This is a genomic window from Roseateles sp. YR242, from assembly GCF_900109745.1.
GTDB lineage: Bacteria > Pseudomonadota > Gammaproteobacteria > Burkholderiales > Burkholderiaceae_C > Roseateles.
Map to the genome: position 1 here is coordinate 1 of NZ_FOAV01000001.1, position 15,196 is coordinate 15,196.

Annotated in this window: 13 protein-coding genes; 5 read left to right on the forward strand and 8 right to left on the reverse strand. The window is 65.0% G+C overall.

The window, feature by feature from the left end:
• Window positions 1-206: 206 nt before the first annotated feature.
• Both BMY53_RS00005 and kbl read right to left on the reverse strand, forming a co-directional pair.
• A complete protein-coding gene (locus tag BMY53_RS00005; protein WP_092942136.1) occupies window positions 207-1,139 on the reverse strand; it encodes an NAD-dependent epimerase/dehydratase family protein in 933 nt (310 codons plus the stop codon).
• 124 nt (window positions 1,140-1,263) lie between these two features.
• Window positions 1,264-2,508 carry a glycine C-acetyltransferase gene (gene kbl, locus BMY53_RS00010; RefSeq protein WP_092942139.1) on the reverse strand — a complete coding sequence of 415 codons (1,245 nt, stop codon included), beginning with the start codon at window positions 2,506-2,508 and terminating at the stop codon, window positions 1,264-1,266.
• Between the two features lie 176 nt (window positions 2,509-2,684).
• Here kbl and BMY53_RS00015 point away from each other — a divergent pair, with 176 nt between their 5' ends.
• Window positions 2,685-3,263: a helix-turn-helix domain-containing protein gene (locus tag BMY53_RS00015; RefSeq protein WP_092943659.1), complete on the forward strand. Its 579-nt coding sequence runs from the start codon at window positions 2,685-2,687 to the stop codon at window positions 3,261-3,263.
• Between the two features lie 158 nt (window positions 3,264-3,421).
• Complete coding sequence (locus tag BMY53_RS00020; RefSeq protein WP_092942142.1) at window positions 3,422-4,555, forward strand: Fic family protein; 1,134 nt, start codon at window positions 3,422-3,424, stop codon at window positions 4,553-4,555.
• Window positions 4,556-4,742: 187 nt separating this feature from the next.
• Here BMY53_RS00020 and BMY53_RS00025 read toward each other — a convergent pair whose 3' ends face one another.
• The 3 genes from BMY53_RS00025 to BMY53_RS00035 form a co-directional block, all read right to left on the reverse strand.
• Complete coding sequence (locus BMY53_RS00025; protein ID WP_092942145.1) at window positions 4,743-5,246, reverse strand: EF-hand domain-containing protein; 504 nt, start codon at window positions 5,244-5,246, stop codon at window positions 4,743-4,745.
• Complete coding sequence (locus tag BMY53_RS00030) at window positions 5,243-6,043, reverse strand: DUF4198 domain-containing protein (RefSeq protein WP_092942148.1); 801 nt, start codon at window positions 6,041-6,043, stop codon at window positions 5,243-5,245. Before BMY53_RS00030 ends, BMY53_RS00025 begins: the two co-directional genes overlap by 4 nt.
• A gap of 148 nt (window positions 6,044-6,191) precedes the next feature.
• Entirely contained in the window at window positions 6,192-6,662 is a 471-nt protein-coding gene (locus BMY53_RS00035; RefSeq protein WP_310732098.1) for a DUF4349 domain-containing protein, read from the reverse strand.
• Between the two features lie 172 nt (window positions 6,663-6,834).
• Here BMY53_RS00035 and BMY53_RS00040 point away from each other — a divergent pair, with 172 nt between their 5' ends.
• Window positions 6,835-7,131, forward strand: a complete 297-nt coding sequence (locus tag BMY53_RS00040; RefSeq protein WP_092942154.1) for a hypothetical protein — start codon at window positions 6,835-6,837, stop codon at window positions 7,129-7,131.
• Window positions 7,132-7,271: 140 nt separating this feature from the next.
• On the opposite strand, the gene BMY53_RS00045 is transcribed toward BMY53_RS00040, so the two are convergent.
• Window positions 7,272-8,510 (reverse strand): YihY family inner membrane protein, encoded by a 1,239-nt coding sequence (locus BMY53_RS00045; protein WP_255369959.1) that lies wholly within the window; start codon window positions 8,508-8,510, stop codon window positions 7,272-7,274.
• Between the two features lie 19 nt (window positions 8,511-8,529).
• Between BMY53_RS00045 and BMY53_RS00050 the strand changes: the two genes are divergently transcribed.
• Together BMY53_RS00050 and BMY53_RS00055 are read left to right on the forward strand one after the other, a co-directional pair.
• Window positions 8,530-8,940, forward strand: coding sequence for a DUF2069 domain-containing protein (locus BMY53_RS00050; RefSeq protein WP_404947838.1), 411 nt, complete (start codon window positions 8,530-8,532; stop codon window positions 8,938-8,940).
• Window positions 8,937-10,358, forward strand: a complete 1,422-nt coding sequence (locus tag BMY53_RS00055) for an FAD-binding oxidoreductase (protein WP_092942159.1) — start codon at window positions 8,937-8,939, stop codon at window positions 10,356-10,358. The genes BMY53_RS00050 and BMY53_RS00055 overlap by 4 nt, the downstream gene beginning before the upstream one ends.
• A 30-nt stretch (window positions 10,359-10,388) precedes the next feature.
• Here BMY53_RS00055 and BMY53_RS00060 read toward each other — a convergent pair whose 3' ends face one another.
• Entirely contained in the window at window positions 10,389-13,529 is a 3,141-nt protein-coding gene (locus BMY53_RS00060; RefSeq protein WP_092942162.1) for an efflux RND transporter permease subunit, read from the reverse strand.
• 17 nt (window positions 13,530-13,546) lie between these two features.
• Window positions 13,547-14,860 (reverse strand): efflux RND transporter periplasmic adaptor subunit, encoded by a 1,314-nt coding sequence (locus BMY53_RS00065; protein WP_092942165.1) that lies wholly within the window; start codon window positions 14,858-14,860, stop codon window positions 13,547-13,549.
• Window positions 14,861-15,196: the final 336 nt, after the last annotated feature.

The following is a 15,196-nucleotide window of genomic DNA, read 5'->3' on the forward strand; positions in this document are numbered from 1 at the left end:
CCATCAGCGCGAAGGAAGCAGGAGGGAAAGTATCAGGAAGGAATGACTTGGCGGAGCCAAGGCAGGAGGGACATGAAGGGAAAGGGTACCGGGCCGGCGCTTTCTGGCGCAGTGCGGCTGTCCCCAAGGGGCCTTGGTAGAGCGCTGATAGGGCCTTCACAGAGCCCCACAACAAAGCCCCCTAACGAATCCTCCAACGACGCCCGTTAACCCTTCAACGCCTTCAACATCTCATCCACCATCTTGTCCAGGTCAAACGCCAGCTCCCATCCCCAATCGCGCTGAGCGACCGAGTCATCGATCGCCTGCGGCCAGCTCGCCGCGATCTGCTGCCGGAAGTCTGGCGCGTAGTCGATGGTGAAATCCGGGATGTGCCGCCGAATCGACGCCGCAATCTGTTCCGGCGTGAAGCTGACGCCCGCGAGGTTGTAGCTCCCCCACTCCGTGATCCGCTCAGCTGGCGCCTCCATCAACTCCAGCGTGGCCCGCAGCGCATCGGGCATGTACATCATCGGCAGGGCCTGGTCTTCCCGCAGGAAGCAGGTGTAGCGGCCATGCTTGAGTGCCTCGTGGAAGATCTCCACCGCGTAGTCGGTCGTTCCGCCGCCGGGCGGGGTCTTCCAGCTGATCAGCCCCGGATACCGCACGCTGCGCACATCCACGCCATGGTTGGCGTGGTACCACCGGCACCACCCCTCACCGGCCAGCTTCGACACCCCGTACACCGTCGTCGGGTCCATCACCGTCGTCTGTGGGGTACCCACCTTCGGTGTCTGCGGACCAAACGCCGCGATCGAACTGGGCCAGAACACACGTTCCAGCTTCACCGTGCGCGCCAGCTCCAGCACGTTCAGGAGACCCTTCATGTTCAGGTCCCACGCCCACATCGGATGCTTCTCACCTGTGGCCGACAAGGCGGCGGCCAGATGGTAGATCTGGGTGATGCCGTGGCGCTTCACCACGCCAGCCAGCGCGGCCCCATCCGTCACGTCCAGCATCTCGTGCGTCAGGTAAGGCACGCGCCCCTGCGGCGCCACGTCGCTCGTGATCACGCTGGCGTTGCCATGGCGATGCGCCAGCTCCACCGCCAGTTCGGAACCGATCTGGCCATTGGCCCCGATCAACAAAATCTTGGTCATTGCTGCTCTGTACTGCTCGGGCCGACGCGCTCGGCCCTGCGATGGACGGCCGATGCGCTCGGCCCTGCGACTCAAGGCCGACACGCTCGACCCTGCCACGGAAGGCCTTCGCCCCCCGCCTTGATTACTTCACCAAGCCCAGTTCACGGCCCGCCTGCGCAAACGCAGCCACAGCACGCTCCAGATGTTCCCGCTCATGCACGGCGGAAATCTGCACCCGCACCCGCGCCTGCTCCTTCGGCACCACCGGATAGAAGAAGCCCACGGCATATACACCTAGCTCCAGCAGGCGCGCGCTGAGCTGCTGCGCCTTCACTGCGTCGAACACCATGATCGGCACGATCGGATGGGTGCCCGGCTTGATCTGGAAACCGGCCTGCTGGATGGCTTCCCGGAAATACGTGGTGTTGAGTTCCAGCTTATCCCGCAGGGCCGTGCTGGCTTCCAGCAGGTCCAGCACCGCCAGCGACGCCCCCACGATGCTGGGCGCCACCGTGTTGGAGAACAGATAGGGCCGTGAACGCTGGCGCAGCAGCTCGATCACTTCCTTGCGCCCAGTGGTGAAGCCACCGGAGGCGCCGCCAAGGGCCTTGCCCAGCGTGCCCGTGATGATGTCGACCTTGCCATACACCCCGCGGTGCTCATGCGTGCCCCGGCCGGTCTTGCCCATGAAGCCACTGGCATGGCATTCATCAATGCCCAGCAGCGCGCCATGCCGGTCCGTGATCTCACGAATCTGGTCCAGTTGTGCAATGGTGCCGTCCATGGAGAACACACCGTCGGTGAACACCAGCACATGGCGAGCACCCGCATGGCGGGCCTCGGTCAGCTGACGGTCCAGGTCCGCCATGTCGTTGTGCTTGTAGCGGTAGCGCTTGGCCTTGCACAGGCGGATGCCGTCGATGATGGAAGCGTGGTTCAGCTCATCGCTCACGATGGCGTCCTGCTCCCCCAGCAGCGGCTCGAACAGGCCGCCATTGGCGTCGAACGCGGCGGCGTAGAGGATGGTGTCCTCGGTGCCCAGGAAGCGGGCCAGCCGTTGCTCCAGTTCCTTGTGGATGTCCTGCGTGCCACAGATGAACCGCACGGACGACAAGCCATAGCCATGGGTGCGCAGCGCCTCGTGGGCCGCCTCCAGCACCTGCGGATGGGCGGACAGGCCCAGGTAGTTGTTGGCGCACAGGTTGATGACTTCACGGCCATCCTGCGTCTTCACCAGCGCGCCTTGCGGGCTGGTAATGATGCGCTCGCTCTTGAACAGGCCAGCCTCACGGATGCCTTGCAGCTCGGTCTGCAGATGGCGATAGAAGTGCTCGGTGGTCGCTTCAGGGGACTTGGTCGAGCGGGTCTGAGGGGCCTGGGTGGTCATGCGGGGAGCTCCTGCGGCACAATCCGTTAAATCGAACGCGTTCGTTATATCGAACAGCCGTGCAGTATCAAGGATTCATTTCGGCGGGTCAAGACGGTGGTGGCAGGCTCGGGCCGTGCGCCACGTTGCTGTTGTAAGCCGTCCTGCTGCTTCAGTTTCAGCTTCTGTTGGTCATCATGTCCGCCATTCCCTCCGAAAAACTGGAACCACCCCGCGTAGGCGCCACCTTGCAGGCCCTGCGGCAGGCCCAGGGCCTGTCCCTGGACGAACTGTCTCGCCGTGCGGGGGTGTCCAAGTCCATGCTCTCGCAAATCGAGAGAAACCAGGCCAATCCCACGGTGGCAGTAGTGTGGCGGCTGGCCAATGCCTTGCGGGTGGAGTTGTCCGAACTGCTGGGCGGCGAGCGGCCGGCCGCACCGCCGATCGAGCTGGTGGCGGCCCACGGCACGCCTGGGCTCGCCAGTCCGGACGGCCTGTGCCGGCTGCGCATCCTGGGGCCGATCGAGCTGGCTGGGCAGTTTGAGTGGTATGAGTTGACGGTGCAGCCGGGCGGCGCGCTGGAGTCCGAAGCGCATGAGCCGGGTTCCCGGGAACACCTGAGCGTGCTAAGTGGCGAGCTGGAAGTCTCTGCGGGCGGGAGCCGACAGATGGTCAAGCCTGGCGAGACCGCCCGCTACGCCGTGGACGGCGCGCATGCCATCCGCAACCTGGGCAAGAAGGCGGCGACGGCGATGCTGGTGGTGCTGCACGCGTGAAGCCATCTTGGCGCAGCCGACAGGTTGAGGCGAATAGGCCCGCCAATCGACTCAGAATTTGAGGCGATTAGGCTTGTCGAGCAGCGGTGAGGCGAATAGACTTCATAATCGACTCAAAATATGAGGCGATTCCGTCTACTATTCGCCTCAAAGATGTCATGGATGCTGAATTGCGCTACGTCTGGCAGCAAGCCGGATGGCCCCAACTTCACTACGACCGGGAAAAGGTCGGGGACAGCCTGAGCAAGGCGCGGCGGGCCCAAGGCATGGTGGAAGGGCAGTTGGCGGTCCTTGGATTCGAGCAACGTCTCGAACTCGCGGCGGAAGCGTGGAGCCAAGAGGCCTTGGCCACTGCTGCCATCGAGGGTGAGCGGCTCGACCTTGCGGCTGTTCGCAGCTCGGTGGCGAGGCGGCTCGGCGTCGGCCAGCAGGACGGCCCCAATGCGCCACGCAACGTGGAAGGCCTGCTCGACATCATGGACGACGCAGTCACTCATTGCCGGAGCGCCCTTACCCACGAGCGGCTCCACGGCTGGCAGGCGGCACTCTTTCCTACCGGCTACTCCGGCATGGTCAAGATCCGGGTCGGGGGATATCGGGAACACGCAGAACCAATGCAAATCGTCAGTGGCCGACAGGGACGCGAGCTGGTGCATTACGAGGCGCCAGCATCGGCGCAAGTGCCGGCGGAAATGACGCAGTTGCTGAACTGGTTCAACACTGCGGCAGAGCCCGACGCTTTGGTGTGCGCCGCACTACTGCATTTGTGGTTTGAAACCATCCATCCCTTTGAAGATGGCAACGGCCGCGTCGGACGCGCACTGGTGGACCTGGTTCTCGCCCGGGACAGCGGCGAAACGAGCCGGCTCTTTCAAACATCCCAGCGGCTGCTGGACCGCCGGAATGACTACTACCACCAGCTTGAACGGGCTCAGCATGGCGGGCTGGATGTCACCGACTGGGTGTGCTGGTTTGTTGATCAGATGCAGGCAGCGTGCAATGCCGCGTCCAAGATCATCGACGACACCTTGGTCAAGGCCCGCTTTTGGCTGGAGCACCGAGACACCGTCCTGAACGAGCGTCAGCGCAAGGTGATGAATCTGCTGCTCAATGCAGGGCCCGGTGGATTTGAGGGCGGCATGAGCACCAAAAAGTACGAGAGCATCGCTGGCACTTCACGGGCCACCGCCTCGCGTGAGTTGATCGAACTGGAGCAGCTGGGGATGGTGGAGCAGATGGGGGCGGGACGATCAACCCGCTACTACGTCAGGTTGCCTGGGTGGCAACCTTGAAGCACCGCTTCCATGACCTCAATGATCCGCGTCGAACCCGACACCGCTCGAAGGATTTGCTCAGTCGCTAAACCGTTCTGTCGCTGGACGTCTTGTTGCTGTGCCATGTTCTGCACGCTGCTGCAAAGCGACCTTGGTGGACAAAGGTCACTGACCGGGGGCCGCTTCCCAGCGGCCCCGCAGCACCTCAAGGCGACACAAATCCCGTCTTGCCCGCCTTGCTGTCTTCCTCGGCCATCTTGACGTCGGTGTCGTCCACCACGCCATCCTGGTTGCGGTCATGCAGCTTGAACATGCGCAGGCCGGCGGCCTGGAACTCCTCCAGGGTGATGCGACCATCCTTGTCGGTATCGAGCACGCCGAAACGGACCTTGGCCTGACGCATCTGCCGCTGCAACTCCTCGCGGCGCTTCTCCGGATCCGCGATCTTGCCGATGCGCAGCATCAGCCGCCCCTCGAATTCACCGAGGTACTCGGCTTCGCTCAACACGCCATCCGCATCAAAGTCGATGCGCATAAACTCGACCTGACGGCCAAGCTTGAATTCCGACAGCAACACCTTGCCATCCCCATTGAGATCCTGCTCGGCGATGAAGGTCGTGCTCGAGTGCGAGGCGGCCAACACGGGCAGTGAGGACAGACCCAGCAGGGTCGCGAACAGGGTGTGCCTGAGAGTTTGAACGGTCTTCATGGCTGGGGCTGGACTTCGATGGTGAGGGTCGCGGTGTTGCTGAGCCACAGCGCGGGATTGTCGGGCGCGGCGCGGCGCACACGCACCTGCAGCAGGTAGAGTCCGGCGGTCTTGGGCTTGAAGCTCACTTCGCCCGCAGCATTGGTGCGGTAGTCCTGCTCCGCCTGCTTCTGGCTCACATAGTTCTGGCCATCGGCGATGACGGTCAGCGTCTCGCCGGCCAGCGGCTTGCGGTTCTCGCGCACACGGACGGTGACCATCTCGCCTGCGTAGAGGTCATAGGGCTGCGTCACCGGGTGAATTTCCACGCCTTCGGTCTCGAAGTCCACCGGCGTGGGGCGACCGCGACTGACGTAGACATCGGCGCGGGTCATGCTCTGCACCTCGATCGGCGTGTCGCCAGCCTGCTTGTCTTCGGGTCGCTCGGCAAACACCACCTTGCCCTGGCGGAGGAAGCCCTTGGCCAGGCGCCCCTTGCGCACGCCAGATGACACAAGATACGTGCCGCTCCCGGCGCCCAGCGGCACCTCCAGGTAGCTCGCGTCCTTCAGCACGGCGGCGGGTGTCAGCGGTGTCCTCTTGCCATCAGGGCCGATCACGAGGAAGCCGTCGGACTTCATCGCCACATCGGGCCGCAGGTCGCCTTCGGCGAACGAGGCCTCGACGGTCACATGCTTGCGCTGCTCGTCAGCGGAGAACGTATTGGGTTTGAGATAGGGGGAATGAGCCTGGGCACCCGCGCTCAACAGCAGCGGGGTCAGCCACAAGCCCAGACGTTGGAGCCTGGTTGGGGTCATCGCGGTGGGTCGAAGTGGAGACGAACGGCGATCCGGGCGGCGGCTGGGTATCTGCGAACGGCACTATAGATGAGAATTGGTCGCAAATGAGCGAGGCTCTCAAAGTGGCTTGGCGTGAGGCGTCATGTTGACGCTCAGTGATGAATGCTCAGTGAAGCTTGCGTCGACGCCAGAGCTTGCGACTGACCCCTATCACCAGCCCGATAACAAGCGCCCAGGGAAGCAGGTAGGCCAAGCCGGTGATCGTCGAAGAAATGCCCTGCGAAAGGCTGCCGCCAAAATTCGACATGGCGAGCGCGATGGGCCGCCAGAACGACTTGCTGCGGTCGGACTGGATGGAGATGTTGAGGATCTCTGTCTCCACCCGCTGCACCCGTTGGGCTTGTTTGCCATTCGCCTCTTCCAGCTCGCTTTGAACGGCTGCAAGCTCATGGGTCACCTTGATCAAGGCATCAACATCATTCCCGGGACGCTTGCGTAACGCCTCTAGTTCTGCGCGATAGGCCGTCAGCATGGCGAGCTTCTTCTCACCTTCGCGGATGGGGCCCGCCAGATCTTCCGCCTGCGTGGACCGACTGGTGGCTGCTGTCGTTGATCGGAGCCGTGGCACGACACCCACCTTGCGAAGCCGCTCCAACTAAAAATCGTCCCGGATGCGACCCGTTACCGTTTTCCCCTCGGCAACCAGTCACAATCGTCACCAAGAGAGAGGGAGCGTTTCAGGTAGTTCTATTGTGCACCAACGCTCACCCCAGCAAGTCAAAGATCCCCAGGCCCCGTCCGGGTCCCCGATGAACATCCGGCCCGCTCCGGAAGACCAGTTGCAACGCCTGTCGATGCTTGAAGGCTCCGCGCGCCTGCGCGTGGCGGAGCAGCGCGTGCGGGATGGCCTTGATGTTCCTTACATCGACGTGCAGCGGCCGTCCGAGACCTCGCCTTTGCGTGCACACGGAAAGCCACGTGGCGTCGCGCGTATCAGCTCTGGCGCTCCCACCAGTTCGTTCCGCGTCCGGTGGGTCCGGATGATGCTGGTGCTGGTGGCGCTGGCCCTGCTGGGCAGCGCCCTGGCGCTGAAGCTGTTCAAGTGATGGCTGCTGCATGGCGCGTCTAACTGGTGGCCGTCTGCACGACGCGTCTGACGGCGTCATGCGGGCCCATCAACGCAGGCCCTGATCACTGCTGAAGACGTTATCGCTTGCGAAGGCGCTCATCCCTGGGTCGGGCCATCTCACTTCACCATCACGGCGCGCAACATCAACCGGTCCCACCCTGCCCCGGCCCACAACGCCCCCAGGCTCTCGTTGTGAGGCAACAGCAGCGTGCGCACCAACGGCTCGGCACGTGTGGCCGACGGGTCGCACAGCAGTACCAGCCGCTGGGCCCCGTCCTCCTCCAGCCGCCCCAGCCAGTCCAGGTCCTGCAACTGGTCGACGACCGGCTCCAGCTGCAACGGGTCCACACATAAGCGCTGGGACAAGGCGAGCATGGTCAGCCCAGGTTCACCCGCTGCCCGCGCACCATCCAGCTCCCGCAGGATGTCCAGAGCAAGCTCCAACTGCATGCCGGGCGTCGGGCGTCGCACGCTGACCCCACCTGCCAACGCCGGTGCATTGGCCGCCAGGATGGCGCCCAGCAGCACGATGGACCAGCCCACATAGATCCAGATCAGGAAGATGGGCACGGTCGCAAAGGCGCCATACAGCGTGGAATAGGTCGGCACCTGCTTCACATACCAGGCCAGTGCCTGCTTGGCCAGGTGGAAGGCGATCGCCACAAAACCTGCCCCCATCAAGGCATGGCGCCAACGCACATCGGTGTTGGGCACGTAATGGAACAGCGCCGCAATGGCCGCCCACAGCACCAGCAGGTCCAGGCTGGATAACAGCACCACAAACCCGCGTGGCATGGCATTGACCAGGTCCTTGCCGCTGGTGATGAGGTAGCTGGTCAAGGTCAGGCTGCCGCCCAGCAGCAACGGACCGAGCGTCAGGGCCGCCCAGTACACCAGCACCCGCTGTGCAATGGGCCGGGGCCGCTGCACCCGCCAGATCTGGTTGAGCGTGCGGTCGATGGTCAGCATCAGGGACAGCGCCGTGACCGCCAGCACCACCAGACCCACCGCGCCGAGCCGGTTGGCCTTGGCTGCAAACTGGGTCAGCGAGCCCAACACCGGCCGCGCAATATTGTCAGGCACCAGTGACTTGAGGAAATATTTCTCCAGCGCCCCCTGAAAGGCCGAGAACATGGGGAAGGCAGTGAACAGCGCCAGCGCCACCGTCAGCAGCGGCACCAGCGAGATCAGCGTGGTGAAGGTCAGGCTGCCAGCGGTCACGCCCAGACGCTCCTCCCGGTAGCGCTGGAAAAACACCCGCACCGTATCCAGCCAGGGCCAGCGCAGCAAACCCTGCCACACCTCCCGAAGCCCCTCTCGCCACCCCTGGTCCGCCACACGCATCCTGATGTTCATGCTGGCTATGATGCCAGCCATGTCAAGTTTGGAAGCGCCTCAGGTCACCAGCGGTTCGCTGCGCACCCAACCCACGGCGGCGGAACGCACCAGCCGATCCCTCGCATGGGCCAGCACCGTGGCCCTGGCACTGCTGTGTGCCGCCTGGGAACTGTGGCTGGTGCCGGTGGGCCGCGGCACGCTGGCCATCAAGGCCCTGCCGCTGCTGCTGGCGCTGCCCGGCCTGTGGCGGTATCGGCTCTACACCTTCCGGGCGCTCAGCCTGTTCGTGTGGCTGTATGCCACCGAAGGATTGGTGAGAGCCACGTCCGAGCCAGGCCTGGGGGCCGCACTGGCCTCGGCCGAGGTGCTGCTGTCCGTGGTCATCTTCGTGGCCTGCGCCCTGCACGTCCGGCAGCGCCTGGGCGACGCCAGAAGGAGTCTTCCTTGAGCAGCACCGTCATCGATTCCCTGCGTGAACTACTCGGCAGCGAGCATGTGCTGCTGCCCGGTGCCCTGCCGCCCCAGGACCTGGCCGGCTACCATCAGGACTGGCGCAAGCGCTACAACGGCCGGGCCCTGGCCATCCTGCGGCCCGCCGACACCGCCCAGGTGGCCGCCGTGGTGCGCCTGGCGCGTGAGCACCGCATTTCATTGGTACCCCAGGGCGGCAATACCGGACTGGTGGGCGGTGGGGTGCCGGACCCCTCCGGTACCCAGTTGCTGCTGAGCCTGCGGCGCCTGCAGCAAGTGCGCCGGCTGGACGCCGCCAACCACACCATCACGGTGGAGGCGGGCTGCATCCTGCAGCAGGTGCAGGAGGCGGCGCAGCAAGCCGGCCTGCTGTTTCCGCTGAGCCTGGCCGCCGAAGGCAGTTGCACCATCGGCGGCAACCTCTCGACCAATGCCGGCGGCACCCAGGTCCTGCGTTACGGCAACGCCCGCGAGTTGTGCCTGGGCCTGGAGGTGGTCACGGCCGAAGGCGAGATCTGGGACGGCCTTTCCGGCCTGCGCAAGGACAACACCGGCTACGACCTGCGCGACCTGTTCATCGGCGCCGAAGGCACGCTGGGCGTGATCACGGCAGCCACGCTGAAACTCTATCCGCAGCCGCGCGCCCGCATGACCGCACTAGCGGCCTGTGATTCGCTGCAGGACGCCGTGGATCTGCTCAACCTCACCCAGTCACGCTGCGGCGCGGCCCTGACCGGTTTCGAGGTGATGAATGCACTCTCGCTGGCACTGGTGGCGCGGCACTTCCCGCAGTTGCCCCAGCCACTGGGCCCGCGCCCCTGGACCGTTCTGCTGGAGCTGTCGGACAGCGAGGGCGAGGCCCATGCGCGTGAGCAGTTCGAAAGCGTCCTGGAACAGGCGCTGGAACGCGGCCTGATCAACGACGCGGCGGTAGCCGAGACGCTGGCCCAAAGCCAGGCGATGTGGCACCTGCGGGAGTCCATTCCACTGGCACAGAGCGAGCAAGGGCTGAACATCAAGCACGACATCGCCTTGCCGGTGTCGCGCATCCCCGGCTTCGTGGCCAGTTGCGACGCCTTGCTGGCCCGGCAGTTCCCGGGCGCCGGCCTGGTGAACTTCGGCCACCTGGGCGACGGCAACCTGCATTACAACCTGCAGGCGCCACCGGGCGTGGCGCCGGCGGAATTCCTGCGTGAGCACGAACATGCCGTCAATGCGCTGGTCTATGACCAGGTGGGCACCCATGGCGGCTCCATATCCGCGGAGCACGGCATCGGCCAGCTCAAGCGAGATGAACTGGCACAGCGCAAGAGCCCGGTGGCCTTGCAGCTGATGCGCCAGATCAAGCAGGCGCTGGACCCGCTGGGCCTGCTGAACCCGAACCGGGTGGTCTGAGGCGCCAAGGCCTCAGGGCCTCCCGCTCATTCAATCGTCGCCAGCGCCCGGCCGAGGCTGCCCCAGCGAGGCGGGGCCATCCTGCAAGACAGCGTCCGCCTTCGGGGCCCGCACCTTGCGCACCCGCCGGCCGGACTCGTCGAAGAACAGCTCGATGCTGTCGTAGAAGCAAGGCACCATCAGCAGCGTCAGGAAGGTGGACGTGATGGTTCCGCCAATGATGGCCACGGCCATCGGCCGATAGAACTCACCGCCCTCCCCCACGCCGATGGCCACCGGCAACATGCCGGCGATCAGCGCCAGGGTGGTCATCAGGATGGGGCGGAAGCGCTTGCGGCCCGCATGCATCAGCGCCTCCTCGCGCGGTACGCCCTGGGATTCCTCGTGGCGCGCAGCATCCAGCAGCAAAATGGCATTCTTGGCCACCAGGCCCGCCAGCATGATGATGCCAATGATGCTCATCAGGTTGAGCCCTCCCCCGGTCATCAGCAAGGCCACCACCACACCGATCAGTGACAGCGGCAGGGACAGCATCACGCCCAGCGGCGCCGTGAAACTGCCAAACTGCATCACCAGGATCAGATACATCAGGCCGATGCCGGAGAACAGCGCCACCACCATGGCCCCGAACACCTCCTGCTGGCTCTTGGCATCACCCGCAAGGGCGATGCCGTAACCCGGCGGGAAGTTGATCGACTTGGCCAGCTTGAGGGCGTCCGCGGTCACTTCGCCGGGGGAGCGGCCATGTGCATTGGCCGAGACCGCGATCATCCGCTTGCTGTCCGCATGCTGGATCTTGGACGGCCCCTTGCCCATGGTGACCTTGGCGATCTGCTCCAGCGGCACCATCACCCCGGTGCCTGTCACCGAGATCGGCAGACGTTCGATGTTGGAGGCATCCACGCGGTCTTCCGGTGCCAGGCGCACCGCCACGTCCCGCGTCTCCCCGCTGGGGTCGATCCAGTCGCCCACTTCCACGCCGGCAAAAGCCACCCGCAGCGCACTGGCCGCATCACCCACCGAGATACCCAGCGAATTGGCCAGGCCACGGTTGAGTTCGATCTGCAGTTCGTCCTGCGGGTCCTGCTCGGAGAGGCCAACATCCACCGCGCCCGGTACCTTGCGCAGTTTTTCCATGAAGTCGGTGGTCAGCTCCATCAGCTTGCGTGAATCCGCACCCGAGAAACGGATCTGCACTGGTTTCTGGGCCCCGTTGTTCAGGTCGTCCAGCACCACATACTCGGCCCCCACCAGCCGCGCGACCCGCGAGCGCAGGTCCGACGCGATCTCGGCCGCCGAGCGGTGACGCTCCGTGCTTTTGCCCAGATCGACATAGATGCGGCCACCACTGACATTCACCGTCTCATTGGTCGCCTTGGTCTCGGGAAGCTCCCGGGCCAGCGCGGCCGCCGCCGCCAGCTTGAGCCGCGAATACTCCAGGCTGGAACTGGCGGGGGTGCGCACGTCCACGGCAATGGTGCCGGAGTCGGTCTTGGGCAGGAAGCTGCTGCCGCCAAAGAACACCTGCAGCGCAATGGCCAGCACAAAGCTCAGCACCGCAAAGAAGGCCATCCAGCGACGGTGGTGCAAGGCCCAGGCGATGACATGGCCGTAGCGGTCCGCCTGCAGGTCAAACCAATGGTTGAAACGCTCCAGTTTCAGCGAGATGCCTGTCTTGGGCTTGTCGTGATAGCCGGGTGGGTCGCCCCAGAACGCCGACAGCATGGGGTCCAGCGTGAAGGAGATGAACAAGGACACCAGCACCGAGGCCACCACCGTCAGGCCGAAGGGCCGGAACCATTCACCGGACACGCCCGGCATGAAGGCCACAGGCACAAACACCGCCACGATGGAGAAGGTGGTGGCCGCCACGGCCAGGCCGATTTCTGCTGTGCCGTTGAGCGCCGCCGTGCGACGGTCCGCCCCCCGCTCCATGTGGCGCACGATGTTCTCCCGCACCACGATCGCGTCATCGATGAGCACGCCGATGGCCAGCGACAGGCCCAGCAGGCTCATGAAATTGAGCGTGAAGCCGCACAGCCACACCGCGATGAAGGCGGCAATGACCGAGGTGGGCAGCGACAGCGCGGTAATCAGCGTGGAGCGCCAGGAGTTCAGAAACACATACACCACCAGCACCGTCAGGCCCGCACCGAACACCAGTGCATGGATGACGTTGTTGAGGCTGTCCTGCGCGTCCTTGCCGCCGTCCTGCGTCACTTCCAGTTTGGTGCCGGGCTTGAGGGTCTTGTTGATCTCATCGACCAGCTTGCGGGTGTCGTTGGCCACGGAGACCGTCGATGCATCCCGCGAGCGCGACACCGCCAGCCCCACGTTGGGATGCCCATTGCGCACGGACAGGCCCGTCTGTTCGGCAAAACCGTCCTGCACGGTGGCCACCTGGCCCAGGCGGATCAGCTCCCCGCCGGTGCGCTTGACCACGATCTGGGTGAAGTCCGTCGGCGACTCGATACGCCCCAGCAGCCGAATGCTCTGGTCCTCCATCGACCCCTTCACCTTGCCCACCGGCGCCGTGGTGTTCTGCATGCGCAGCGCATCAACGACTTCGGTCACGGAGACATTGAACTCGCGCAGCTTCTGGGCGCTGAGCAGCACCGACAGCTCACGCTTGAGCGAGCCGGTGACAGTCACGGTGGACACACCGGGCAGCCCACGAAAGCGATCCGCGAGCTGGTCTTCCGCCAGGCGCGAGATCTCGGCGTGGGTCTCGGCGCTGGAGGACAGGGCCAGCTGCATCACCGGCTCGGCCGAGGGGTCGTAGCGCTGCAGCACCGGCTCGCGCATTTCGATGGGCAGCTTGTGGCGCACCGCCGCGATCGAGTTGCGGATCTCGTCCGCCGCCTCGGTCATGTTCTTGTTGAAGGCGTAGATCAGGATGAACTGCGCATAACCTTCACTGGCCGTGGCCCGCACCTCGGTCACGCCGGGGATGCTCTGCATCGATTTCTCGATGCGGTTGATCACCTCGCGCTCGACGGTTTCAGGCGACGCCCCGGGATAGGTGATGCCCACCACCATCACCGGTTCCTGCACATCCGGAATCTGGTTGACCCGCAGCTTGGACAGGGCCAGCAGGCCCATGCACATCAGCATGATGATCACCACGATCATGGCGATCGGCTTCTTGACCGAAAAATTGGAGAGGAACATGTCTGCCTCCGCTCGGGTCAGGCGGCCCGGAACATCGAATGCCGTGCAGGAGCGCCCATTCCGGCGCCATCCGCGTCGTCTTCAGTGGCCGCTGCACAAGCCGCCTCCGTTGGGGACGTGATGTCCATCCCGTCCGCCCGGTCCATCCTGTCCCGTGCCGACGAGGTCATGGTCGAGGGCTTGGGCGTGGACGCTGCCGGTGCCGGCTTGGGCGCACGGGTGAAGTCCACCTTCTGTCCGTTCTGCAGCGTGCTGTTGGGATGGCGCAGGATGCGGTCGTTCGGCTTCAGGCCGGCCGCCACCACATACAGGCCCTGGCGGTCATCCCGCGCACCCAGCCGGACCTCGATCTTGTTGATCGCGCCGCTGTCGATGCGCCAGACATAGCTGCGGTCGCCTTCCTTCACCAGGGCACCATCGGCCACCATCAGCGCCGAGACGCTGGTGGTCTGCACTCGGCCTTCGGCGTACAGGCCTGCCACGCCAGGCTGCTGGGCTCCGGCAAAGTCCACCAGTACTTCCACTTGGCGGGTGTTGGCGTTGGCGGCCTGGGCGATGCGGCGCACCTTGCCCTGGAAGTCCACCTGCGGGTAGCCGTTGACCTTGAAATACACGGTCTGGCCCAGCTTCAGTTCGGACATGCGGTCGGCAGAGACCAGGCCCTCGAAGCGCATGCTGCCGGGGTCCATGACCTTGATCAGTTCCTTGCCCAGTTGGGCGGAGTCGCCGGGCGAGGCCTTGCGGTCGCTCACCACACCGTCGAACGGGGCACGGATCTCCGTGCGTTGCTGCTGCTGGCGCGCGGTGGCCTGGCGGGCCTTGGCCGCCACCAGGTCACTCTGGGCGTTGTTGCGGCGAATCTCGGCATCTTCCATCGCCTGGATGGAACTCATGCCCTGCGCCTGCAGCGTCTTGAGCCGCTGGAACTGGCGCTCGGCTTGTTCGAAGCTCTGCGACGAGGCGCGCACCGCCTCATCGGCGGACTGCACGCTGTCGCGGATGGCGGTGTCGTCCAGACGGGCCAGCAGGTCACCGCGTTTCACCGACTCGCCGTTTTCCTTGTAGACCGCCAGCACCACGGCCTGCAGTTCGGCCCGCAGGTCAGCCCGGCGCTCCGGCTGGATGGAGCCGGTGACCACCGGGCCGCTGGCATATTCACCCACGCCCAGGGTCTGCACATCCTCGGGCGCCAGGATCAGGCTGGGCGCATGGGTCGCCGCCACGGCCTTGACGTCGGAACCCGCCTTGGCGCCGTTGGCGTCCGGTGCGGGTTTGCCGCACGCGGTCAGCAGGGCAAGAGTGGCAAGGGCAATCAGCGACAGACGCGACATGAAGCAGGCTCCGGCAAAAAAGCTGGCGGGGGGAAAAGCTGGCAGGTGAACAAGCAAACAGGGAGTGCCGCTGCGCACCAGCACACGCCCACCGACGGATGGACGTGCGAGCCTCGGTCTGAAATTCCGGGGCCGTGCGAAAGGCGCGCTAGCTTAACGCCAGTCTGGGCCCGTGATGATCGTCACACCCACAGGGGAGACGCGGGCCCCCTTTGGAGGGAAGCTGAACGGACAGTCCCACACGGACGCACGGGCGCGCACGGGCCCTCGAAAGGACCGGCGGACGATCGACGTGCGGCGGCGATGAGGCCCATGGTGCGGCCGGAATCGCTGAAG